At 49.5% G+C, this 23,414-nt stretch carries 17 protein-coding genes and 4 tRNA genes; 7 read left to right on the plus strand and 14 right to left on the minus strand.

Annotated features, from left to right (window positions below):
• The first annotated feature begins 88 nt into the window (after positions 1-88).
• A complete protein-coding gene (locus LGV68_RS04760; RefSeq protein WP_252536346.1) occupies positions 89-1,402 on the plus strand; it encodes a ferric reductase-like transmembrane domain-containing protein in 1,314 nt (437 codons plus the stop codon).
• A gap of 139 nt (positions 1,403-1,541) precedes the next feature.
• A complete protein-coding gene (gene purT, locus LGV68_RS04765) occupies positions 1,542-2,717 on the plus strand; it encodes a formate-dependent phosphoribosylglycinamide formyltransferase (protein ID WP_222763702.1) in 1,176 nt (391 codons plus the stop codon).
• Between the two features lie 47 nt (positions 2,718-2,764).
• Here purT and LGV68_RS04770 read toward each other — a convergent pair whose 3' ends face one another.
• Complete coding sequence (locus tag LGV68_RS04770; RefSeq protein ID WP_222763838.1) at positions 2,765-4,018, minus strand: PAS domain-containing methyl-accepting chemotaxis protein; 1,254 nt, start codon at positions 4,016-4,018, stop codon at positions 2,765-2,767.
• Positions 4,019-4,253: 235 nt separating this feature from the next.
• Complete coding sequence (locus LGV68_RS04775; RefSeq protein WP_154184508.1) at positions 4,254-4,901, minus strand: thiopurine S-methyltransferase; 648 nt, start codon at positions 4,899-4,901, stop codon at positions 4,254-4,256.
• Between the two features lie 322 nt (positions 4,902-5,223).
• Between LGV68_RS04775 and LGV68_RS04780 the strand changes: the two genes are divergently transcribed.
• Positions 5,224-6,000, plus strand: a complete 777-nt coding sequence (locus LGV68_RS04780) for a hypothetical protein (RefSeq protein ID WP_020327598.1) — start codon at positions 5,224-5,226, stop codon at positions 5,998-6,000.
• Positions 6,001-6,049: 49 nt separating this feature from the next.
• On the opposite strand, the gene ihfA is transcribed toward LGV68_RS04780, so the two are convergent.
• From ihfA to pheS, 3 genes are all read right to left on the minus strand, one after another.
• A complete protein-coding gene (gene ihfA, locus LGV68_RS04785) occupies positions 6,050-6,343 on the minus strand; it encodes an integration host factor subunit alpha (protein WP_004726208.1) in 294 nt (97 codons plus the stop codon).
• Positions 6,344-6,788: 445 nt separating this feature from the next.
• Positions 6,789-9,176 carry a phenylalanine--tRNA ligase subunit beta gene (pheT, locus tag LGV68_RS04790; protein WP_061056594.1) on the minus strand — a complete coding sequence of 796 codons (2,388 nt, stop codon included), beginning with the start codon at positions 9,174-9,176 and terminating at the stop codon, positions 6,789-6,791.
• 18 nt (positions 9,177-9,194) lie between these two features.
• Positions 9,195-10,178, minus strand: a complete 984-nt coding sequence (gene pheS / locus LGV68_RS04795) for a phenylalanine--tRNA ligase subunit alpha (RefSeq protein ID WP_004726210.1) — start codon at positions 10,176-10,178, stop codon at positions 9,195-9,197.
• Between the two features lie 350 nt (positions 10,179-10,528).
• Here pheS and LGV68_RS04800 point away from each other — a divergent pair, with 350 nt between their 5' ends.
• Positions 10,529-11,011, plus strand: a complete 483-nt coding sequence (locus LGV68_RS04800) for a GNAT family N-acetyltransferase (RefSeq protein ID WP_024374221.1) — start codon at positions 10,529-10,531, stop codon at positions 11,009-11,011.
• A 7-nt stretch (positions 11,012-11,018) separates the two neighbouring features.
• Positions 11,019-11,954 (plus strand): LysR family transcriptional regulator, encoded by a 936-nt coding sequence (locus LGV68_RS04805; protein ID WP_222803566.1) that lies wholly within the window; start codon positions 11,019-11,021, stop codon positions 11,952-11,954.
• On the opposite strand, the gene LGV68_RS04810 is transcribed toward LGV68_RS04805, so the two are convergent.
• Positions 11,906-13,054, minus strand: a complete 1,149-nt coding sequence (locus tag LGV68_RS04810; RefSeq protein ID WP_024374219.1) for a GGDEF domain-containing protein — start codon at positions 13,052-13,054, stop codon at positions 11,906-11,908. The two genes, LGV68_RS04805 and LGV68_RS04810, sit on opposite strands and share 49 nt — an antisense overlap.
• A gap of 352 nt (positions 13,055-13,406) precedes the next feature.
• Between LGV68_RS04810 and LGV68_RS04815 the strand changes: the two genes are divergently transcribed.
• Positions 13,407-14,471, plus strand: coding sequence for a PQQ-dependent sugar dehydrogenase (locus tag LGV68_RS04815; protein WP_238855747.1), 1,065 nt, complete (start codon positions 13,407-13,409; stop codon positions 14,469-14,471).
• Positions 14,472-14,659: 188 nt separating this feature from the next.
• Here LGV68_RS04815 and LGV68_RS04820 read toward each other — a convergent pair.
• The 7 genes from LGV68_RS04820 to uvrY all read right to left on the minus strand — a co-directional run bounded on the left by LGV68_RS04820 (position 14,660) and on the right by uvrY (position 18,445).
• Positions 14,660-14,735: transfer RNA gene (locus LGV68_RS04820), tRNA-Gly, on the minus strand.
• A gap of 23 nt (positions 14,736-14,758) precedes the next feature.
• Positions 14,759-14,845: transfer RNA gene (locus LGV68_RS04825), tRNA-Leu, on the minus strand.
• Between the two features lie 96 nt (positions 14,846-14,941).
• Positions 14,942-15,017, minus strand: a tRNA-Gly gene (locus tag LGV68_RS04830).
• Between the two features lie 3 nt (positions 15,018-15,020).
• Positions 15,021-15,094: transfer RNA gene (locus tag LGV68_RS04835), tRNA-Cys, on the minus strand.
• Positions 15,095-15,367: 273 nt separating this feature from the next.
• Positions 15,368-15,925: a CDP-diacylglycerol--glycerol-3-phosphate 3-phosphatidyltransferase gene (pgsA, locus tag LGV68_RS04840; protein ID WP_020327606.1), complete on the minus strand. Its 558-nt coding sequence runs from the start codon at positions 15,923-15,925 to the stop codon at positions 15,368-15,370.
• Between the two features lie 46 nt (positions 15,926-15,971).
• Complete coding sequence (gene uvrC / locus LGV68_RS04845; protein ID WP_252536739.1) at positions 15,972-17,804, minus strand: excinuclease ABC subunit UvrC; 1,833 nt, start codon at positions 17,802-17,804, stop codon at positions 15,972-15,974.
• Positions 17,801-18,445 (minus strand): UvrY/SirA/GacA family response regulator transcription factor, encoded by a 645-nt coding sequence (gene uvrY, locus LGV68_RS04850; RefSeq protein WP_024374216.1) that lies wholly within the window; start codon positions 18,443-18,445, stop codon positions 17,801-17,803. Before uvrY ends, uvrC begins: the two co-directional genes overlap by 4 nt.
• 445 nt (positions 18,446-18,890) lie before the next feature.
• Between uvrY and LGV68_RS04855 the strand changes: the two genes are divergently transcribed.
• Complete coding sequence (locus tag LGV68_RS04855) at positions 18,891-21,254, plus strand: DNA polymerase II (protein ID WP_252536347.1); 2,364 nt, start codon at positions 18,891-18,893, stop codon at positions 21,252-21,254.
• Here the strand turns inward: LGV68_RS04855 and LGV68_RS04860 are convergent.
• Complete coding sequence (locus tag LGV68_RS04860; protein WP_252536348.1) at positions 21,236-23,332, minus strand: EAL domain-containing protein; 2,097 nt, start codon at positions 23,330-23,332, stop codon at positions 21,236-21,238. The genes LGV68_RS04855 and LGV68_RS04860 overlap by 19 nt on opposite strands.
• Positions 23,333-23,414: the final 82 nt, after the last annotated feature.

Consider the following 23,414-nt stretch of genomic DNA (forward strand, 5'->3'; position numbering starts at 1 on the left):
TCAACCCAGGTAAAACAAGATAAAGTCGATTTCGTCTTTTCATTGACAGATCTAAGCTATACCCATAGTTAATGAAAGGAATTAGAACATGAAAAAAATTGCCTTAATTGTCAGTTTGTTATGGTTGCCGAATGTTTTGTTTACCTGGGAACCGGACGCGAACTTCTTCTACTGGCGTCATCAGCTCACACTACTGACTGGCGCGATCGGGTTTGCTTACATGGCCGTGTCGATGGTGCTGGCGATGCGTTTACCAAAAGTAGAAGAGTACGTAAACGGGCTTGATAAGGGCTACGCGATCCACAAGCAGATGGGGATCGGTGCGTTAGTTGCGCTGGTGTCACACTGGGTGATCATTGAATCCCCTAAATGGTTGGTCAGCCTTGGATTACTGGACCCGCCTCAACGCCGTGCCCGTTTGGGGCAGGCTGCCGACGGCATCAACTGGATGCACTGGGGAAAAATGGTCGGTGAGTACACCTTTTATGTGTTCGTCGCTTTCGTTGCCATCAGCCTGATTCAGGCGATCAGCTACCGCAAATTCCGTTTCACGCACAAGCTTGCTGGCGCGATTTTCCTTGCTGGTGCATTCCACTCCGTAACCGTTCTGGACTATCAACTGAGTGCGTCAGCGCTGAACATCATCGTTTGGATTTGCGCTGTGATCGGTTCACTGTGCGCAGTGCTCTCTCTCAGCGGACAAATTGGTCGTCGTCGTAAAGTCACAGGTCAAGTGACCATGGTGAAACAGGTAACGGACGAAAGCAGCAACTATCGCGTGCTGCACATCGGCATCACACTGGATGAACCGCTCAATTACAAAGCGGGTCAGTTTGCGTATCTGGATTTTCATGATGGCGAAGCGCCTCACCCGTTTTCCGTGTTGAAGTATGACCCATTTACTCAACAAGCTGACTTTGCGATCAAGGATCTCGGTGATTACACCCACCAACTGTTTAATCAATTGAACGAGGGGCGTCAGGTGACATTGGAAGGTGGTTACGGCCGTTTCCAAATTCCATCGGACGCTCAGCAAGTGTGGATTGGTGCCGGAATCGGGATTGTGCCTTTTGTCGCCTGGTTACAGCACCTGACACAACTGCCGCATTCATCTGGTCGTCATATTGAACTGTTTTACTGCCGTGATAACGACAAACAGCAATATTTCGTCAAGCTGCTGGAACTGTTCGTCAGCAAACTGCCTAATGTCAATCTGCATGTTTTCACGGCCAGCCATAACGAATTTTTGTGTGCAGAGCGGGTGGCTGAACGCCTCAATCTCGCGGAGGCCAGTGTCAGCTTCTGTGGTCCGGTCGGATTTGGATCAAGCCTGAAAAATCATCTGATTAACATGGGGTTATCGCAACAGAACTTCCATTCCGAACATTTTGCCATGCGCTAAATCCGAGTGTAAGCCAACCTTGCGCAAACGTTTGCTTTTCTGGGTAATTCCAGTATGATTGCCGCTGTTTTTACTAAGGTTATTCCCAGTATTCCACTGATGCTGGGAATCGATGCATAACTATAAGGATTTTCGCTCTATGTTGGGGACTGCTACTCGAGACAGTGCTAAACGTGTACTGTTACTTGGCTCTGGTGAACTCGGTAAAGAAGTGGCGATTGAATGTCAGCGCCTCGGTCTGGAAGTTATTGCCTGTGACCGCTACGCAAATGCACCTGCCATGCAGGTTGCGCATCGCAGCCATGTATTCGATATGCTGGATGCCGAGGCACTGCAACAGGTAATTGATCTAGAAAAACCGCACTATGTCGTGCCGGAAATTGAAGCGATTGCGACCAGCAAACTGGTGGAACTGGAAGCTCAGGGACTAAATGTGGTACCCACCGCCAACGCTACCCGTCTGACCATGAACCGTGAAGGCATTCGTCGTCTCGCGTCAGAAGAGCTCTCACTCCCAACTTCCCCTTATCGGTTTGCTGATAACTACCAAGATTTTGTCGCAGCGGTCGAGTTCGTCGGCATTCCTTGCGTATGTAAACCGGTTATGAGCTCTTCGGGCAAAGGTCAGAGCGTCATTAAAACCGAACAGGATATTGAAAAAGCATGGCAGTACGCGCAAGAAGGTGGCCGCACTGGCGCTGGTCGTGTGATTGTCGAAGGCTTTATCGATTTTGACTACGAAATTACGCTACTTACCGTTCGTGCAGTGGATGGCGTACACTTCTGCGCGCCAATCGGTCACCGTCAGGAAGATGGTGATTACCGCGAATCATGGCAGCCACAAGTGATGTCTGAAAATGCACTTAAAGCTGCAGAATACGTGGCCGAACAAATCGTCAACGCGCTCGGCGGCAATGGTCTGTTTGGTGTTGAGTTGTTTGTTAAAGGCGATCAAGTCATCTTCAACGAAGTCTCTCCTCGCCCACACGACACGGGTATGGTGACGCTGATTTCTCAGGACATCTCTGAATTTGCTCTGCACGTACGTGCCTTTACTGGCTTACCCATCGGCGAAATCACGCAGTATGGTCCTTCTGCCTCCGCCGCAATTCTGGGCCAGGGTACGTCAACGGATATTCAATTCTCAGGTTTAGACGATGCACTGAGCGTTCCGCACTCGCAAATCCGCCTGTTCGGTAAACCTGAAATCAACGGTCGCCGTCGTCTTGGTGTCGCGCTGTCGCGCGGAAAAACCACGACAGAAGCAACGGATCGCGCGATTGAATGCGCCAAGGCCGTTAAGATTCACTACTGATTGAATCTTACCAAGATACAAAAAGCGCGCCGTTGAGCGCGCTTTTTTTAATCGTTAACCAGTTGGCTCACCGTATCGGCGACGTTTTGTGCACCATGACGAATCTCGTCAATCAGGGCCTGGGTCGATTGCAATTGCTGATTGCACTCAATCACTTTGCGCTGAATTTCCGTCATGGTTTGTTCAGAAACCTGAGTCAATTCGCTGTTACGTTTAACGATGTTGCCAATTTCATCTGTCGCGTGAGAGGTATTCGCCGCCAGTTTACGCACTTCATCAGCCACGACCGCAAAACCACGCCCATATTCGCCGGCTCTCGCGGCTTCAATCGCCGCATTCAGCGCCAGCAGATTGGTTTGGTCGGCAATGGTTGAAATCGTAGTCACAATCTGTGCGATTTGCTGCGACTGCGCGGTCAGTTTCTCCATCAGAGACGACGCCTGTTCCACCGAGCTGTCTATCTGATTTGCCACATCAGTTGCGAGATCGAGTGTTTTTGCTCCATCGTTCGCGATATCCAGCGTGTCCAACGAGGTACGCTGCGCCACCTTGGACGCTTGTTGAATCGCCTGCAAATGGTGAATTCGCGCGGTAATCTCGCTGGCAAATTTCACGACGCGAACAACTTTGCCATTCTGATCTCGGATTGGATTATAGGTTGCTTCCAGCCAGATAACGTCGCCATTACGATTGCGGCGCTCAAATAACCCCGACTTGAATTCACCGCGGGCCAATGACGGCCAAAAATCAGCATGGCTCCGTAAAAACTCCTCGCTGCAAAACATACGGTGATGTTGCCCCTGAATCTCGCGCAGCTTATAGCCAACGCAACGACAGAAATTGTCATTGGCGTTAATGATTTGCCCTTGTGGTGTGAACTCAATGTACGCCAGTGAGGTTTTCAGGGCTTCAAAAATGGCGGCTTGACTGTCGAGCTGTAGCTTCTCTTCCGTGACATCGCTGGCCACTTTCACAACTTTGGATACTTTACCCAGCTCATCGACGACCGGAACGTATGTGGCTTCGATCCAAATGTCACGGCCATCTTTGCACACTCGACGAAACGTCCCATGTTGTGGTTTACCCTGTGCAAGATCGCGCCAAAAGTTCTGATATGAGGTGGATGACGTCAACTGTTTATCGCAAAACATGCGATGATGCTGGCCCTGCACTTCTTCGAGCGTATAACCCATCGCGCTGAGAAATTGTTCATTTGCGGTCAGAATTCGGCCATCACTGGAAAATTCAATATACGGCACATTATTTTTGATGGCATTGAGTACCATGCTGGCAGAGCGCATAGCCTCGAGTTGAGTGTTATTGTCTTGTTCTTGTTTACGGCGGCTAAAAAGAAACATACTAGGACCTCATGGTATTACTGGCCGGCTCGATAAAATCGGAATGTTTGAGATAATGCGCAGCATTCTTGGCGTGCCGCTTATTTTTCAACCTAGCGAAAAGGTGCCGTATCGTACAGCAAATCGGCACCTTTGCAATCCCTGATTAGACCATTTACTCCATTGGCAACAGAATGGATCAGCTCTCAATCAACCACACTTCTTCTGCAAAGCGACTGAGCCCTTTTTGAGCGCGTTTGGGATGCTGTGCATTCGCTTCGTCGCGCACCAAGCGGCGAACCGAAAATCCGTGAAATAGACGCTGGATCTCCGCTTCTCCAACACTAAATGGAGGACCACTTAATTCTTGCTGATCGTAATCAAGTGTCACCAGAAGAATGCGGGCACCTGGGTTAAGCAACTGCTTCAAGCGCTCCACATAATCAGCCCGCATCTCTTCAGGTAATGCAATCAGTGCCGCACGATCGTACACAATATCTACGGTCTGCAGTGGCGCGGTAAAGTAATCCCCGGTGTAAATTGACAGCTCATCAAACTGATACAGCTCATGCAAACTACTAATCTGCGTTACTGTTGGAGTATAGAAGTGTTCAGCAAAAAAGGCGCGCACGGCAATCGGGCTGAGTTCAACCCCCTGAACATCATTGTGTTTCTCTGCTAACCAAACAAGATCTTCGCTTTTGCCACACAGCGGCACAAACACTCTGTCTTCGCGTTTTGGCTGAGTTGCGTGCCAGTGGTCAGTCAATAATGTATTCACATCGGTCAGGTGGAAACCAATCTGGTTGGAGGCCCATTTGGCGTGCCAAAATTCTGGATCTTTCATTGTTCATCTCTGAAGTCATGTGAGCGCGCTAGGGTACCGAATTCTGCTTAAAATCGGTAGCCAGTTTTTATCACTCGGTCAGAGTTTTGTGAAATACACACTTGGTTACACTCGCAAAAGGAACTGTTTATCCTGCTAACAGTCTGAATAGTCGAGCATTGTAATGTGATGGAATACACACTCTGCACATTTGATGTTGGGATGCGATTGAGTTTTACGATTTCAACCCAACCTCTTTATTGAAGAGATTTCTTTGTTTGCACTCTGTTATGGGCCTTCTGATTGCCACTTTTGACCTAACAACGCAAGCTAAGGAGAGTGAATGAGCCTATTCCTACGAACAACGGCACTGATGCTTCTGGTTCTGAGCAGAGCGCCTGCTTTTGCGGCTGCTCTGCCATTAGACACGTCACCAAGAGAAGATCGGGGCGAGTCACAAAATCAAGTCAGTTCTAAGCTTTTCAAACACAGCCTCAGCGGCCTTTACGGCATTCAAACCACGCAAAATAGCGTTCTCCAGCCTTATCAGGATTTTGACGTACTCTACAGTAAAGCCCACCAAGCGCAGTGCGAACTGGAAACACTGTGTAAAAGTACGGCCCTGCTAACGTCCACCCAAGCCTACTTTGCCGGCGTTAAATCACAGCATCGCGCGGCAGAAAAAATTGAACTGGAGCTTAACGGTCAGCCAGAGCGCATTACCGACCTGGCCCGCGCGACCATCATTGCCAACGACGTCCCGAGTCTGGTTGATGCCTATGAGGCGCTGAGCCGCGAAGCGACCGTTCTTAAGGTGAAAAACCGCTTCAAGTCTCCCGCAGACTCAGGCTATCGTGATCTGAACGTACTGGTCCAACTGCCTAAAACAGGCATCATCGCAGAAGTGCAGTTTCACCTTAAAGCGATTGCCGATGTGAAAAGCGGTCCGGAACATGATCTTTATGAGCAAATTCAGAAGATTGAGCGCAACGCAGGACGCGAACAGCGAGCACTCAATGATTGGGAAGTCGCGAAGATTAAGCAGATTCGTCGCGAGTCGCAAAACCTTTACCAGCAGGCTTGGCAGCCTTACATCACCACACACATCCAGGCAGCATAAGCCAAATATGAAAAGACCACGCGAAAGCGTGGTCTAATGCTCGGTCTTTTTACGACTTTTTAATGTTCTCGACTCGGGCTTTTAGTTTTTGCCCTGGGCGGAACGTTACGACACGTCGAGCGGTGATAGGAATATCTTCACCCGTTTTTGGATTTCGACCCGGACGCTCGTTTTTGTCTCGCAGATCAAAATTACCAAAACCGGAGAGTTTTACCTGTTCGCCACCTTCGAGTGCTTTACGAATTTCTTCAAAAAACACTTCAACCGTTTCCTTGGCATCCCGTTTACTAAACCCTAGTTTTTCAAACAGGTTCTCAGCCAAATCGGCCTTTGTGAGCGCCATAAAACTTCCCTCAAAGCTATGTTAAACCTTGCTGCGCAGTGACAGCACCAAAGCAATTTTTGCTTAGCCAATCAACGACATATCGGCTTTACCTGAAAAGTGTATGCCAAGCTTATGATTTTCGCCAACTTTTTTATTGAGACTAAACAAAGTCTAACGGTAAAAAGAGGCGCATATCCCGCGCTTAGAAGCAAAATTTGTCTTCATATTAAAAGAAAAACTACTGACATTTTAGTTACTTATACCACTTTCTTTAAAATACTCAGAGGTTCTCTCTAATTACAGCGTAGGAAAAATTTTTCGTTACGCCAAAAAAATTTTTTAAATTTATCTGTAAATCAGGCGGTTGCTCAGGATACATGCCAAACTTGTCACTTCATAGCAAAATTGCAGGCGTAAAAAAAGCAGGCTCTCAAGCCTGCTTTTTCACACTCAATGACAACAATCAGTCGCGCAGTGTTGCGCCAAATTTCGCTGATACGTGAGCAACAATCGCTTCAACCGCACCGGCGATATCGGCATCTTCCAGCGTGCGTTCTGCGGATTGCAGAGTCAGGGCAATTGCCAGGCTCTTCTTACCATCTTCAACGCCTTTGCCAACGTAAACGTCGAACAGTTTAGCGTCTTTCAGGAACTCGCCGCCCTGCTCCAGACACGCGTTAACGATGTCACCAGACGCCACTGCATCGTCTACCACAACCGCGATATCACGACGGTTTGAAGGGAACTTAGACAGTGCGACCGCTTCAGGAATCACTTTGGTATTGATTGCCGACCATTCGATTTCAAACACGATAGTACGACCGTTCAGACCAAATTTACGTTCAAGCTCAGGGTGAACCGTACCGATCACACCGATCTCTTTGCCGTCCAGAACAATCGCTGCTGACTGGCCAGGGTGTAGCGCTGGATGTTTTGCCGCCGCGAAGCTGTACGCTTTGCCGTTGGCCGTCAGTTCCAGAATCGCTTCGACATCACCTTTCAGGTCGAAGAAATCCACCGTTGCTGTTTCCAGGTTCCAGTGCTCTTCACCGCGAGTACCCGAAATCACACCCGCCAGAATTGGCTCTTGACGCATGCCGTTTTCAGCCGCTTGATCCGGAATGAAACGCAGACCTTGTTCGAACAGACGAACACGTGGTTGCTGACGTTTTTGGTTATGAACCACCGTGTTCAGCAGACCTTGAATCAGGCTCAAACGCATAGCAGACATATCTGCAGAGATTGGGTTTGGCAGAATCAAAGGCTCAACATCTGGCACGATCAGTTTTTGCTGCTCTGGCTCAACGAAGCTGTATGTGATCGCTTCGTGGTAACCACGGTCAACCAGCAGATCACGAACGCGTTTCAGAGGCAGGTTCGCTTCTTTGTGCAGGTTCATATTCAGCGCAGCCGCTGGCGCCTGGTTTGGAATGTTGTCGTAACCGTAGATGCGGCCCACTTCTTCCACCAGATCCTGCTCGATTGCGATGTCAAAACGCCAGGTTGGCGCTGTCGCTGTCCAGCCTTCCGCAGTAGTTTCAACGGTCATACCCAGACGTTGCAGGATTTCAACCACGTCCGCATCCGCGATGTGGTGACCCAGCAGGTTGTCCAGTTTAGTGCGGCGCAAAGCCACGGTGTTCGGTTTTGGCAGATCGGCATCAGATTCAGCCGCAACCACTGGCGCAACTTCACCACCACAGATGTCGATCAGAAGCTGAGTTGCACGTTCCATCGCAGCAAATTGCAGTGCGTAGTCCACACCACGTTCAAAACGCATTGAAGAATCGGTGTGCAGACCGTAGCTGCGTGCGCGGCCACGGATATGATCCGGAGCGAAGAATGCACATTCTAGCAGCACATCTTTGGTTTCAGTGCTCACGCCCGAGTGCTCGCCACCAAAGATACCCGCAATCGCCAGCGCTTTGTTGTGGTCTGCAATGATCAGTGTGTCGGCGTTCAGTTCTGCTTCGCTGCCATCCAACAGGGTCAATTTCTCGCCCTGCTCTGCCAGGCGCACCACAATACCACCGTCGATCTTCGCCAGATCAAACGCGTGCATTGGTTGGCCTTGTTCCAGCATCACATAGTTCGTGATGTCGACAACCGGGTCGATAGAACGAATACCACAGCGACGCAGCTTCTCTTGCATCCAAAGTGGAGTTTGTGCCTGAACGTTCACGTTCTTAACAATACGACCCAAGTAGCGAGGACACGCCGCTGGCGCTTTGACTTCAATAGAAAGGGTGGCATCGATTGCCGGTGCAACTGGTGCAACCGAAGGCTCAGCCACATCGGCACGGTTAAGTACGCCCACTTCACGAGCCATACCACGCAGGCTGAAACAGTCCGCGCGGTTTGACGTCAGGTCTACATCAATAGTGACGTCATCCAGAGCCAGGAATTCACGGAAATCCGTACCGATAACGGCATCTTCCGCCAGCTCCATGATGCCGCTTGATTCGACATCAATACCCAGTTCAGAGAATGAACACAGCATGCCGTGAGAAGGCTGGCCACGTAGCTTCGCTTTCTTGATTTTGAAATCGCCTGGCAAAACAGCGCCAACCGTCGCAACCGCGACTTTCAGGCCCTGACGGCAGTTTGGCGCGCCACACACGATGTCGAGCAGTTCTTCTTCGCCCACATCCACTTTTGTCACACGCAGTTTGTCTGCATCTGGGTGCTGACCACATTCCACAACGTGACCAACTTTAACGCCAGTAAAAGTACCCGCTACAGGAAGGACATCGTCAACTTCCAAGCCGGCCATAGTAATTTGGTGAGTAAGCTCGCCAGTGGTAACCGCTGGGTTAACCCACTCACGAAGCCAAGATTCGCTGAATTTCATTGTGATTAAACCTCTGGATTACTTGAACTGTTTTAGGAAACGAAGATCGTTTTCGAAGAACGCACGCAGGTCGTTCACACCGTAACGAAGCATGGTAAGACGCTCTACGCCCATACCGAATGCGAAACCAGAGTATTTTTCAGGGTCGATACCAACACTGCGCAGCACATTTGGATGCACCATACCGCAGCCCAGTACTTCCAGCCATTTACCATTCTTACCTTTCACGTCCACTTCGGCTGAAGGCTCAGTGAATGGGAAGTAAGACGGACGGAAACGCACTTCCAGATCTTCTTCAAAGAAGTTGCACAGGAAGTCGTGCAGAATGCCTTTCAGCTGCGCAAAGTTCACGTTTTCGTCAACCAGCATGCCTTCCACCTGATGGAACATTGGCGTGTGCGTTTGGTCGTAGTCGTTACGATAAACACGGCCAGGAGCGATGAAACGCAGCGGTGGCTGGTTCTCTTCCATGGTACGAATCTGTACGCCAGACGTGTGAGTACGCAGCATCAACTTTGGATTAAAGAAGAAGGTATCGTGGTCAGTACGCGCTGGGTGATCATCTGCGATGTTCAGAGCATCGAAGTTATGGAAATCGTCTTCGATTTCAGGACCAGACTCAACGGTAAAGCCCAGTTCACCAAAGAAGCTTTCAATACGCTCGATTGTGCGGGTTACTGGGTGCAGACCACCGTTCTCGATACGACGACCAGGTAGGGTCACGTCGATAGTTTCTGCCGCCAGCTTCGCTTCCAGCTCTGCACGTTGTAGGCTGTCCTTACGCGCAGCAATGGCTTTTTGAACCGTTTCTTTTGCGACGTTAATTTCCTGACCAGCGGTACGGCGCTCTTCTGGTGGAAGCTTGCCCAGGCTTTGTAGTTGAGCGGTCAGCTCACCTTTTTTGCCCAGGTACTGAACACGCACTTCATCCAGTGCGACTAACGACTCTGCAGCGTTGATGGCTGCGGTCGCGTTAGCAATAATCTCTTGTAGATGTTGCATCGTTTCCTCGTCTGCTGATGAGCAGTTTCCTTAAGGAGCCCGAAAGGGTTACCTTGGTGCCCTTTTGGGGGCCGATAAGGCTGACCGTAAGGGATTCTTGGGGTTTTTCAAATAGCTGTACATAGTAACTAAAGCTGCTGTCAAAGCCAAATTGAAATCGGTCTGAATCACACTTTCAGCACGAGGAAAATGCGCTTTCGTTTAATTGTTAAACAGCCAGATTTATTGCTGAGAACTATTTTCATTGATCATCACTTTTGGTTATGCCTGTTAGTGATAATTTTGATTTCTGTTTATACTTATCACCACGTATGGTAAAGACTCATTCTCAACCATTTATCGAGGTCGACATGCAACCCCACATCCTGCCCATCAGCGCGGAATATGACCAAACCATCTGCGATATCATTAAAAAAGTGGGCGCCGAATTTGGCGCAATTGGTGACGGCTTTGGCCCGTCGGACGCTGAAGTACTGGCGATGAGCGAGCATTACCTACCACAAGATCGCAGTGGTTATTGGCTGGCGACATTGAATGGCAAAGTCGTCGGTGGCGGTGGCATCGCACCATTCAATGGCAGCGATTCAGTGTGTGAACTGAAGAAGCTGTTTCTGCTGCCTGAAAGTCGCGGACACGGCCTCGGTAAAGCGCTGGCGCAACAGTGTCTCGCCTTTGCCAAGCAACAAGGTTTTGCTCAGTGTTACCTCGATACGCTGTCCAACATGAGCACTGCGGTGCGCTTGTATGAAAACCTGGGCTTTGAACATTTACCTGCGCCCATGCCGGGTACCGAGCACAACGGCTGTGATGTGTGGATGCTCAAACAGCTCTGAGGAATCGATGAACAATTACAAACTGCTGCCTGCGCTCATGGCGCTGCTCGAAACCCGTAACCTGACGGATGCCGCGCGCAGGCTGAACGTGACTCAGCCCGCAATGAGTAAAGCACTGCGCCTGATACGCGAAGAGTTCCAGGATCCCATTTTGATCCGCGATGGTCAGCAGTTTACCCTGACACAACGTGGCGAGCAGTTGAAAGAACGTCTGCCAGCATTGTTGTTTCAACTTGACCAACTCTACCTACCTCCGCAGGTAAACATTCAGCACTGCGAACGGTCATTTCGTCTTGCTTTCAATAGCTTTGTCTCAATGGATATTCTGCCTGCGCTCTGCTCAGAACTGTATGAGAAGGCACCTCAGGCAGGTATTCAGACCTCGTTGTGGCAGAACGCATCCCTGAGTGAATTGGGAGAAACCGACGTCGATCTGCTGGGCACACTGGCCGTGAACGTACCGGAAAACCTGTATGGAAAAAAACTCGCCAGTGATCACTACGTGATCTGCTGCTGTGAGCAAAACGATATCGCGATTAAGGGGGTTTCACTGGAGCATTACTTTGCGGCCAGACACATTCTGGTCAGCGGATTACATGAAGAGAGCCGCCAGGTGGATAATCTGTTCCGCCAGCACAAAAAACAAAGGCGCGTTTTCGCCACCTTGCCGTCGCTGCGTCTGGCATTAGAAACGGTGATTGGTACGGAATGTCTGGTGACGGTACCGCTGCATATCGCGGCACAATACGCCAAACATTACCCGCTAGCGGTACTAAGCGCGCCATTTGAGCTCGCAACCCATAATTACTACCTGCTGTGGCATGCCAAATTTCAGAATGACGATGAGCATCGCTGGTTTCGCGAACTCTGCTTTACTCATCTTCAACGGGATTTTCAGGCTAAGTTGGCGTTAGGTTCCGCGCTGATTTCCTCATCAAACTGAGCGATACAAACGCGGTTTTTGCCTGCTTTTTTGGCGCGATAAACCGCAGTGTCGGCCAGTTTGATCAGCTCATGGTGGTCATTCATAAAACCGTGAGATTCCGCGACCCCCACACTGATGCTACCGCGCCAAGGTTCCATGCCTGTCGGGACTAACAGATTATTGACCTGCTGACGGGTGAGCTCTGCAATGTGCAACCCACCTTCCAAATCTGTATTGGGACAAATCACCAGAAATTCGTCACCGCCGAGGCGGCACACCAAATCGTCGCTGCGAAACGCATGTTGTAGCGTATGCGCCAGTTCCACCAGCACTCTATCGCCCGCATCATGCCCGCAACTGTCGTTAACTTGCTTGAAATAGTCTGCATCGATCATGATACATACCAATGGTGCCCCTAACTGCATTGACTCTTTCCAATATGCTTCAAGCTGACACAAAGCTTTACGCCGGTTTGGTAAGGCGGTCAGGCTATCGGTCATCGATAATGCTTCCAGCTTCTGATTGGCCTTCATTAACTGTTGGGTACGTTCATGGACTTTCTCTTCCAGCGACTGATTAAGCTTGACCAGTTCACGGTTACGCTCAGAGACTTGTTCAAACAATCCATTCAGCGCATTCAGTAATGGTTCTGTAGCACTGTCGCGTTCGCGCTCCTCGCGCTCATAGGCCTGCTGAGGAGACAGACCGTTTTCAATCGCTTTGACCTGACGGGCCATATTCTGATCAATGCCGAGAATATGGTATGCAAGCCAATGGATCAGGAATTCCAGTAATTGCACCGCCGGTCTGTCATCAGTATCACTGAGAAAAGCTTGCATGCTGAAAATTTCCGCCATGAATGTACGATGGACTTTGATGTGTTCGCTCAAGTGCGCTTCTGCGATACCCGCATTGCGCATCAGTTGCTCTTCTTCCTTGAAATGAAATTCCGCATAGCGTGACAATTCAAACAGCGCCAAGCGCACATCCTGCAATGACATGCTGTTTTCTGCCAGCAGCTCACCGTACTTGTTGATAAACCCCACCAAATACTGGTGCTGCTCATCAACATCGTCGATGCCCGTTTCAAAATAGCGATCCCATAGGAATGATTTCATATCGAGAAAAGTCCACGCTGAATATTCTGATGTTCTATGTGCATAAACCACACTAAATACATGGACTATGACATACACAAGATCAATAGGTTGTGAACCAAAGCAGAGTTTATCAAGCTCAACTTGACGCATTGGCAGCCAGATATCGTGAGAATAGACATAAAATCAGCTAATTTTTCTTGCAAAACATGAAGATACATTAGCATCGTAATTAGAGATCTTTATTCCAAAAAATACAGTAACTAGACCAAAGTGTAAGGACAGGTATCGAGTACCCCATCGTTCAAACTGACGATTTTATAAACACTGCTAAACTGTCTTTATTATTCAGTGAGTAAGTAAGGATGCCATCATGACCCGCTTATTGTTTTGCCTGTTGTGGCTTTTCAGTTTTAACGCCGCTTCATATGAGGCAGAAAAAGTCATGAGTGGTTTACTCGTTCCCTGGGGAATGACCTTTGTTTCCACCACTCAACTGCTCGTCACAGAGCGCAACGGTGATATCGTGCTGGTCGACTTGAGCACACAGTCTAAACAGTCCGTATTGAAAGTCGATTCTGTTTCGGCCAACGGGCAAGGCGGTCTGCTCGATATCGCGCTCTCCCCTGTCGACCCCACTGTATTTTACTTTACCTACAGTAAGAGAAATGGCGCAGAAACAGATACCACGCTTGCCATGGCTCACTGGGATGGAAAAGTCGTCACCAAATGGCAAGATCTGCTGGTCACCGTGTCGAACTCCAACACCACCCGTCACTTTGGCAGCCGAATAGCATTTGATGCGACGCATCTTTATTTCACTGTCGGCGATCGCGGAATACGACCAAACGGGCAGAGTCTCCAAACCCACGCCGGTAGCGTGTTACGTTTAAATCTCGACGGCACGACTCCAGACGATAACCCGTTTGCGGGAAGAGCCAACGCACAGGCGCAAATCTGGAGTTTTGGTCACCGTAACCCACAAGGGTTGTTCTACGACACGCCAACCAAAACGTTGTGGGAAATCGAACATGGCCCGCGAGGCGGAGATGAAATTAACCTGATTCGAAAAGGGGCCAACTACGGCTGGCCAAATACATCTTATGGCAAGGAGTATTGGGGCCCCGTGTCCGTTGGCGATAGTGAAGAGGCGGATGGGATAGAATCGCCAAGGAAAGTCTACATTCCCTCAATTGCACCAAGCGGGTTGTTGCTCTATCGAGGCAAGCGTTATCCCGAGCTCAACGGTAAGTTACTGACTGGTGCACTCAAACTCACGCACATTAATGTGATTACCTTAGATGATAATCAGAGCGCCAGTGATGAAACCCGCTTACTGGAGTCCTTGGGAGAACGCATTCGCGATATTCGCCGTTCACCCGATGACTGGATCTACTTCTCCACCGACAGCGGCAATATTTATCGCCTAAAGCCGTAAGGTTGCCGTGAGTAGAAAACCCTATGACAAACGTCAGATGACAAATTTTTGGTAGCAAAAAGCCCGACCATTTCTGATCGGGCTTCTTTTATTTGGAGCGACGCGACCAGCTTGGGCACGAGGTTCGCCCTCTTCGCATGTGCCAGATAGCAAAAAACCCGACCATATTTGATCGGGTTTTTCTTATTTGGAGCGACACACGAGGTTCGAACTCGTGACCTCAACCTTGGCAAGGTTGCGCTCTACCAACTGAGCTAGTGTCGCATGTTCTACACAGAGTAGATATATGGTGCCCCGGGCCGGACTTGAACCGGCACGACTCGAAAGTCGAGGGATTTTAAATCCCTTGTGTCTACCGATTTCACCACCAGGGCACGCTAATTTGTTGCGATGGTTTTACCATCTAAGCATCGATATCGGATACTTGAATTTTTAGTAACACGACCAACTCTGGCCACATCACTTTAATTTGGAGCGACACACGAGGTTCGAACTCGTGACCTCAACCTTGGCAAGGTTGCGCTCTACCAACTGAGCTAGTGTCGCAAATGGAGGCGCGTCCCGGAGTCGAACCGAGGTCCACGGATTTGCAATCCGCTGCATGGCCACTCTGCCAACGCGCCTCTGACACTCATTTGGACTGCACTAACTGCGCATTCCTCTTGAGTACGGGATGCATTCTACGGAATCGGCAAAATGAGTCAACACAATTTTTTTGATTTTAAATCGTTTGTCTATTTTACATTCAAAAAGCTTTGCTTTGGTCAATTTAGTCGCAAAAAAGCTCATGTTTTCCGCAAGATAACTAAAGTCAGACAGCGAGTTTACCATTCCTGCTCCGTCTCACTTTATCACTCTGTCGACCAACATAAAAAAACGGGCTGTCGCCCGTTTCTTCATTGATGTTCTTCGCTGAGTAAGTCGTCTTTCGCCGCCGCCAGATATTGCACCATCGACCAGTAAGTCAGGATCGTCGCAACATAAATCGAAGCGTAGCCAAGCCAAATCATCCAATCATCGTAGCGCCAAATCAGCACCCACAGAGCGAACATCTGCGTCAGCGTTTTTACTTTGCCAATCCAGGACACGGCTACACTGGCTCGTTTACCAATTTCGGCCATCCACTCACGCAGCGCTGAGATAATAATTTCGCGCGCAATCATGGTCACCGCCGGAATGGTGATCCAGATGTTGTGGTAGTACTCGGTGATCAGAATCAGCGCGGTGGCAACCAGCACTTTATCTGCAACCGGATCGATAAACGCACCAAAACGCGATGTTTGACCAAGCTTGCGAGCTAACATCCCATCCAGCCAGTCAGTAAAGCCAGCTACCCAGAACACCATCGCTGCTGCGAACGGAGCCCAGTTGTATGGTAGATAGAAACATACGACAAAGACCGGAATCAGGAAAAGTCGTAGTAAAGACAGAATATTGGGAATGTTAAAACGCATATTTTTAGGCTCTTATCGACTGCGCGTTTATGGTGCGGTATTTTTCTTATTGTTTCAATGTTTGATAAATGATTTCTGCCAAAGAATGACTGATGCCCGGCACTTTGGCGATTTCTTCTACAGTCGCCCGCTTGAGTTCTTGCAAACCACCCATGTATTTGAGTAACGCCTGACGACGTTTTGGCCCGACCCCTTCAATACCTTCCAACGCGCTGGTACGACGCGTTTTACCGCGTTTTGCTCGGTGGCCAGCAATAGCATGGTTATGACTTTCATCACGAATATGCTGAATCAGGTGCAGTGCAGGCGCATCACTTGGCAAATGGAACTCATCTCCGTCAGTGGTGATCAGTGTTTCCAGACCAGGCTTACGTGTCACCCCTTTGGCAATACCAATTAATCGTGGGCGTTTTGGCCAATCCTGCCAACATTGTGTCATGATTTCATGGGCACGATTGAGCTGACCTTTACCGCCATCGATGAAGATAATGTCCGGAATTTTGTCGACATCAAGCTGTTTACCGTAACGTCTTTCCAACACCTGCCCCATCGCTGCATAGTCATCACCACCAGTAATCCCCGTAATGTTATAACGGCGATATTCTTGTTTGACCGGGCCTTCTTGATTAAACACCACACAGGATGCGATCGTACTCTCACCCATGGTGTGCGAAATATCGAAACACTCCATACGCAGGATGTTTTCAATACTCAACTCATCCTGCAACGCTTTGAAACGTTGGTTGATGGTCATCTTATGATTAATCTTAGTTGTGATGGCAGTCAAAGCGTTGGTATTCGACAGTTTGAGATAACGTCCGCGCGTACCCGTCGGATTGACATGGAAGGTGACTTTTCTGCCTGTCAGCTGAGCCAGCGCATCCTGCATCGGTTTCGCATCCACCAGCAAACCTTCATTCAAAATAATGCGGCTTGGAATCGTGCGCGCTTCATTGTGGCTGAGATAATACTGGCTGAGGAAACTCTCAAACACTTCCTCCTGAGAAGTGTTTTGCGGAATTTTAGGAAAATGGCTGCGACTGCCGAGCACTTTGCCCTGACGAATCATCAGGATGTGGATACAAGCGATGCCCTTTTCCTGCGCGAAACCTAACACATCCATGTCGTCCATGCTGTCTTCAGAAACGAACTGCTGCTCCTGAACGCGGCGAATGGCCTGAATCTGATCACGGAACTTCGCCGCATCTTCAAATCGCAGCGTCATACTGGCTTTTTCCATCTTTTCGATGAGAATTTCCAGCACTTGCTTATCTTTGCCCTGTAAGAACAGGCGCACATAATTCACCAACTCAGCGTAATCGTCATCGGAAATGATGGTACTGACGCAAGGGCCTGCACAGCGACCAATCTGATACATCAGGCACGGACGAGTCCGGTTACTGTATACCGTATCTTCACATTGACGAACCGGAAAACTTTTCTGAATCAGATGCAGCGTTTCACGCACCGCCCCGGAGTCCGGATACGGGCCAAAATATTCGCCTTTGCGTTTCTTCGCCCCTCGATGCATAGACAATCTTGGATGGCGATGTCCACTGATGAAAATGTACGGATAGGATTTGTCATCACGCAGCAGCACGTTGTATTTCGGCAAATACTGCTTGATGTAGTTGTGCTCAAGGATCAGTGCTTCAGTTTCGGTGTGCGTGACCGTCACATCGATCTTATCAATGTGACTGACCAAAGCGCGTGTCTTCTCGCTATCTATCTTCTTACGAAAATAACTGGAGAGGCGCTTCTTGAGATCTTTGGCTTTACCGACATAAATAACCTCAGCCTCGGTATTGTACATGCGGTACACACCGGGCTGATTGGTTACTGTTTTCAGAAAGGAGATTGAATCAAACGAGGACACTATAACTTCTCAGTGTCGAGCATCCCGTGTCGAATCGCCAGATGCGTCAGTTCCACATCACCACTGATGTCTAGCTTAGCAAACAGTCGATAACGGTAACTGTTGACCGTTTTAGGACTCAAATTCAATTGCTCTGAAATATCGGTTACTTTCTGTCCTTTGGTGATCATCAGCATGATCTGAAGCTCACGCTCGGACAAGTCAGCAAATGGATTTTCTGAGGCTGGTGAAAATTGGCTTAACGCCATTTGCTGGGCAATTTCCGGAGAAATATAGCGTTGACCACTGTGCACGACACGAATGGCGTTCACCATTTCATCTGGCGCGGCACCTTTGGTCAAATAGCCTGCCGCTCCGGCCTGCATAACTTTGGTCGGGAACGGGTTCTCTGTATGAACGGTTAACACGATGATTTTCACGTCAGGATTGAAACGAAGAATCTTCTTCGTTGCTTCCAGGCCACCAATGCCCGGCATGTTCATATCCATCAGTACGACGTCAGCATGATGGTTGCGACACCATTTTACTGCTTCTTCACCGCTATCAGCTTCCCCTGCTACGTTCATTCCACGGACGTCTTCAATAATACGTCGTATCCCTGTGCGAACCAGCTCGTGATCATCTACAAGGAAAACACTTATCAAACTTGTATCTCCACACTTATTTATTGGCTCTGCACCCACCGAGGTAGTGGATAGCAGCATGGCTGCCTAGTCTAACTAAAATTCAGAATAATTTCTTATCCTGAATATGTGCTCAAACGGAAACTTTAGCAAGCACTTATTTTCGCTTGCTGTCACGCATTGAGAATCGATTAATAAATCAACAGGTTAAGAATTATATCAAACCCTTTTCGAGTGGTTTATCTCAAGCTGCCATTATTTTGAACGGGATCAGATACTGAATAGAAATTATATTAATTTCAATGAATTGGTAAAATTCACCAGTGAATAATAAGCGAGCAACATGACTAATAATCATGCATGTACAACAGATATTCCCCGCTTTAATCAACTGAGTTTCAGAATTTTGATATAGTCTGCGCTCAGCACAACAGTGTGTTTTAAATATCAGTAACGGATCGGCGATTTGAGTATTCAGCAAGGCTTTTTATTAACCAGACAAGCTCGGGATATCCAGGGGCAGACACAGATTGAACTCTGGTTAGCCACGGATGAAGGCCCGGCGCAGCTGATCGTTCGCGGCGAGCACCCCGTGTTCTTTATTCTTCAGCAGGATATCGAAGCCGCGCAATCCATCGCCAAGCAACATCAGTTGAACGTTGACATTCGCCCGCTAGAGCTAAAGTCTTTCGATCAGGAACCGCTGGCGGCCTGTTACTGCACGCTGATTCAACATGCACAAGCATTGGCTGGCCATTTGGAACAAGCGCAACTGCTGACGCTGGAAGCGGATATTCGTCTCGCTGATCGCTACCTGATGGAGCGTTTTGTCAAAGGCAGCGTCGAATTTACTGGTCAGGTCACCACTCACACGGACTATCGCCAGGTGCGTCAGGCTAAATGCCGTCAGGGGGATTATCTGCCGTCACTGAAAGTGGTATCGCTGGATCTCGAGTGTTCGGAAAAAGGCATTCTCTACTCCATCGGCTTAGACAGCCCGATGGACAGCCGCGTGATCATGATTGGCGATCCGCAGCAAGCCGACACCCCAATGCAATGGGTGGAAGATGAGTATGCGCTGCTCAATGCTATGGTTGACTGGTTTGAACGTTTCGATCCCGATGTAATTATCGGTTGGAACGTCATCGATTTTGACTTCCGCCTGCTGCACAAACGCGCTGAATGGCACAAGATGAAGCTCATGCTCGGGCGAGGAAAACAACCAAGTTTTTTCCGCAGTGCCAGTCAGACTCAGCAGGGATTCATCACCATTCCAGGTCGTGTGGTGCTCGATGGCATCGATACGCTCAAAACGGCGACCTACCATTTTCGCTCCTGGTCGCTGGAGTCTGTATCTCGTGAACTATTGGGTGAAGGCAAAGAGATTCACAACGCGCATGACCGGATGGACGAAATCAACCGCATGTACCGTCACGATAAACCGTCACTGGCGAAATACAACCTGCAGGACTGTGTGCTGGTGAATAAGATTTTCACTCACACGCATCTGTTGGATTTCGCCATTGAACGTTCGCGCCTGACTGGCGTTGAACTGGATCGCGTCGGAGGCTCGGTGGCGGCTTTCACGAACCTTTACCTGCCGCAGCTGCATCGCGCAGGTTACATCGCGCCGAATCTGCATTCGGAAGATTGGCTCGCCAGCCCCGGCGGCTATGTGATGGATTCCGTTCCCGGCTTATATGATTCCGTACTGGTGCTCGATTTCAAAAGCCTGTATCCATCGATTATCCGCTCATTTCTGATTGACCCAATGGGGTTGATTGAAGGTTTGCAGATCCCGATTGGCAACGCGCCCGACCAAGCTGTGCCGGGTTTTCGCGGCGGTCAGTTCCACCGCAGCAGACATTTCCTGCCTCAGATGATCGAAACCTTGTGGGCGGCGCGCGATGTAGCGAAAAAGAACAATGAGAAAGCCTTTTCTCAAGCGATCAAAATCATCATGAACTCGTTTTATGGTGTGCTCGGTTCATCGGGGTGTCGCTTCTTTGATACCCGTTTGGCTTCGAGTATTACCATGCGCGGGCATGAGATCATGAAACAAACCAAACAACTGATTGAAGCGCAGGGCTATCAAGTCATATACGGCGATACCGACTCGACATTTGTTTCGCTCGGACGCGAACATTCCCAGCAAGATGCTGACACGATAGGGCGCGCGCTGGTTCAGTATATCAACCAGTGGTGGACCGATCATCTCCAGCAGCAATACGCGCTGACCTCCATTCTGGAGCTCGAGTACGAGACCCACTATCGCAAGTTTCTGATGCCGACCATTCGCGGCGCGGAAACCGGTTCGAAAAAGCGCTACGCAGGTTTGATCGGAGAAGGCGACAAAGAGCGCATGGTGTTCAAAGGATTGGAAAGCGCCCGGACAGACTGGACACCACTCGCGCAACGTTTTCAACATCAGTTGTACTGGATGATTTTCCACGGCGAGAATCCGGACGACTACATTCGTACCACGGTGGAAGCCACGCTGACTGGGGAATACGATAGCGAGTTGGTGTATCAGAAGCGCCTGCGCCGCAAACTCCACGAATACCAGAAAAATGTACCACCACAGGTGCGCGCGGCACGCATGGCGGACGATATGAATGCCCGTCTTGGCCGTCCGCTGCAATACCAGAACCGCGGCCTAATTGAGTACTGTATTACCGTCAACGGCCCAGAGCCGAAAGAGTACATGAAAAGCCCGATCGATTATCAGCACTATATCGATAAACAGCTTAAACCGGTCGCCGATGCGATTTTGCCGTTCATTGGCCGACAGTTTGAACAGATCAGCGCCCCTCAGCTCGGCTTGTTCTGACTGGATTTCACCGGACTGACGTTGATGAAATCAATAAAACGCTCGGCAGGCAATGACTTGGCGTAGTACCACCCCTGAATAGAGAGTGCGCCGTTGGCCTTAATCGCATCCAACTGCTGCCTGGTTTCCACCCCTTCAACGATAACCGCCAGATCGAGTGCATGCGCGACCGACTGCAAACTGGCAAACACCTTGCGCCCTTTGGGATTGTCTAAAGCCAGCACAAATGAACGGTCAATCTTGATGGTGTCAATGTCGAAGCGGTTAAGATAGCTCAATGACGAATAGCCGGTGCCGAAATCGTCGATATGGATTTTCACCCCGAGCTGATGCAGTTGGTTAAACGCCATCATCAGCGACTGCTCGTCCGCCAGCAGTGACGCCTCGGTGATCTCGATATCGATTTGACCGCTCAGAGGCTCGATGAGTGAAGCGATGGTTTCCATACACGCCTCATCCATCAAGGTTTCCGGCGTAATATTGATGCTCACTGGCACCATCACACCTAAACGATTCCAACGTTCTATGTCTCTTGCTGCCCGGCGAAACACCCACAGGTCCATCTCTTTCATCAGCCCAGCCTTTTCTAGCCAGGGTAAAAAGGCGCCGGGATACTGCATCTGGCCACTTTCATCCATCGCACGAATCAGCGCTTCGCAGCCCGTCACTCGCCCGGATATCGGCTCGACCTGCGGCTGGTATTCCAGACAAAACTCTTGGCTACTGATACCCAGCAGTTGCTGTTCGACGGTTTCCAGTTCACGCTCCTTTTGCTGCGCCATCAGAATCGGATCGTCTTTGAGAACCTGCGCCTCTTCCTGACGACGCATATACGTGGTGTTGAGTGAAGAGATTTTGATTTCGCTCGCGCTGTAAATCTGGTTCATGCGCCGCACGGCCGGAAAATAAATTGAGCAGCCCACCAGCACATTGAACAACTGGAGCAGCACCGCATTCCAGTCACCATCAGTAGCAACCCAGGCATTAAACAAAATTGGACTGTTAAACGGCACGGAGACACTCGGCGCAGTCACCCACCCCATCTGCACGGCTCCGAGTCCCAGCAATACATTGACCAATGGAGTGAGGACAAATGGCAGCAGCAGACGCGGGTTGTAAATGATCGGCAGGCCAAACAGCAGAATCTCATTCACGTTGATCAGAGCAATCGGTACGCTCGCCATTGCAATCAGACGCAAGGTGCGCTGTTTAGCAAACAGCAGCAACGCCAACACTAGTGACAGTGTCGAACCACTACCGCCAATAAACACAAACGACCCCATAAACGACAGGTTCATCGGATAAGGTGCAATCCCGCCTGCCATCATAGTGGAGTAGCTGAGATTGCTCGCTTCCTGCAACATGTCGACCATCGGCAACAAGGCGTAATAACCATGGATGCCGAAAAACCACAGTAGAGAATTGAGCGAAGCGAACGTCAGCCCGAAGACATAAGGATCATTGGCATAATCCATCAGCATCAGCTTGTCCAACGAGATATCCGATACCGCCGTAAGGAACAGACTGTTAAACGCCATGACCACGAATGCCACCACAATGGCAGGAATCACCATATTCAGTGATTCACGGACAATCGAACCAGCGCTGTCGGATGAAGTCATTTTCAAGGCATTGATTGCCATCAGTTTCGCCATCAACGGGGTGATATAGAGCGGAGTAATAATAGCCAGAATAATATGGAAGGTGATCAGGGTGGTGCCAGAATGGGTCATAGCGGACGCCATCACCAGATAAACGATCGCCAGCAACGCCATCGGCGGACGCGGCAAACGCCACTGCATCGCCAGCACATACGCAATCGTCGCCGTCATCAAGTAAGGGAAAAAGTCCGCGACCACTTGGTTGGTTTGATAGAGGACTTGAACCCAAGTCGGTCGATTACCTAGCAACAACTCGCCCATACTGGCGAGCAAAAGCGCAAACGAAGAGAGCATTAAACACGGAATGAGCCACACCATGCTTTCCCGAATGGCATGCATTGAGCTGAGCACGTAACGAGAGCTGGTATCCAGCACCCGCTCCCACCGAATCGTAAAGTGCTTTGACAATGCAGGCATGGCGCAATTCCGTTTGCAGAGATACTACTAACCTTAGCACATCTATTGATAAGTCTATTAAATAACTACACTTTCTCGTGAT

The sequence above is a fragment of the Vibrio sp. LQ2 genome (assembly GCF_023920125.1).
GTDB classification, from domain to species: Bacteria; Pseudomonadota; Gammaproteobacteria; order Enterobacterales; family Vibrionaceae; genus Vibrio; species Vibrio fluvialis.